This window comes from Phytoactinopolyspora endophytica (assembly GCF_004138495.1).
GTDB classification, from domain to species: Bacteria; Actinomycetota; Actinomycetes; order Jiangellales; family Jiangellaceae; genus Phytoactinopolyspora; species Phytoactinopolyspora endophytica.
On the sequence record NZ_ML142866.1, the window covers coordinates 33,617 to 34,898 of the forward strand.

General features: G+C 67.5%; 2 pseudogenes. One reads left to right on the forward strand and one right to left on the reverse strand.

The window, feature by feature from the left end:
- Positions 1 to 1,036 (forward strand): annotated as a pseudogene (locus tag ELR45_RS27090) (hypothetical protein); the annotation flags it as partial.
- A 57-nt stretch (positions 1,037 to 1,093) separates the two neighbouring features.
- On the opposite strand, the pseudogene ELR45_RS41565 reads toward ELR45_RS27090, so the two are convergent.
- Positions 1,094 to 1,282 (reverse strand): annotated as a pseudogene (locus ELR45_RS41565) (PPOX class F420-dependent oxidoreductase); the annotation flags it as partial.

Sequence of the window (1,282 nt, forward strand, 5' to 3'; positions counted from 1 at the left end):
ATCCGCGCTGGCCGAGCCCGAGGCCGAAGACGGCCGCGCTCTTCCTCGCGGCTACCAGTTGCACGTCACCGAAGAAGGCCGAATCCCGCCGCCATCCTTCCGGGTCCGGGACTCCGAGCTCGCCAGGCTCGACACCACCGTGCACAGCCAGGGCGTCCCCGATGAGCAGATCGCCACGCTACTCGCCTATCCGTTCCCGGTCGACGGCGACACCGCCTGGGCACAGATGTACGACGTGACGATGCCCAGTGAACGCATCGATCTCTACTCCGACGACGCGACAATCCAGTGGAACACGGATCTTCGTTTCTGGGACGGCGAAGAGTACGACTACATCGACCACTTCTACCAGGACTATCAGGCCGGCCAGCGCTACGAGAAACACTGGAACGCCGCTCCGATCGGTCCGGTGGCGCGGCCCGTCTTCGCATTCGGGTACTTGTTCGCCACCGTGTCGCCGTTCTCGTCGTCGTCGCTCCGGCACTTCACCTATCCGAGCTGGGACGGCGTCGAGGCGACGACCACGCTGACGAAGAACGGCGAGGTGGTGGGCACCAGCGACGATCCGTCGGGTGGCCTGTACGAGCTCCCGGCCGAGTCGGCGACCTACGAGCTCACCACGACCGCGACGCGCGACGTCGAATGGTCGACTCTGGCCACCGAGGTCGAAGCGACCTGGAAGGTCACGGCAGGTCCGGGCGAGAACGGCCGGCTCCCGTTCCTCGCGCTGCGGACCAGCGGCGAGGTGGACGAGCTCAACCGTGCCCCGGCGAACCGGCCGTTCCGCCTGAAGCTGGATGTCGAACGCGCCGACGGCGTCGAGGCCGACGTGCGCGCTGTTGACCTGGAGGTCTCGTTCGACAACGGCGAGTCCTGGAAACGGGTGCGCACCCGACCATCGAACAGCGGGTTCACCGCCTTGGTCCCCCGGCCACCGAAGGGCAGCGAGTTCGTCTCCCTGCGGGCGAGCATCGACGACGCCGACGGGAGCGAGCTGGAGCAGACCGTGATCCGCGCCTACAAGCTGGCCCGCTGACCCAACTGACTCGCTGACTCTGCCGGCCACGACCAGGGCTGAGAGGCCCCGAGCCGCTCAGCCCTGGTCTACGAGGCGCGCCGGGAAGCCACCCGTGGCAATAGGCCCCCAGCGTTCCGGGGTGACGCGGACGACCGACTTGTCCTGGCGGCGCATCGCCTCGCGGTATTCGTCCCAGTCCGGGTGCTCGCCCGAGATGTTGCGGAAGTACTCCACCAGGGGTTCCAGAGCCTCTGGCATATCCAG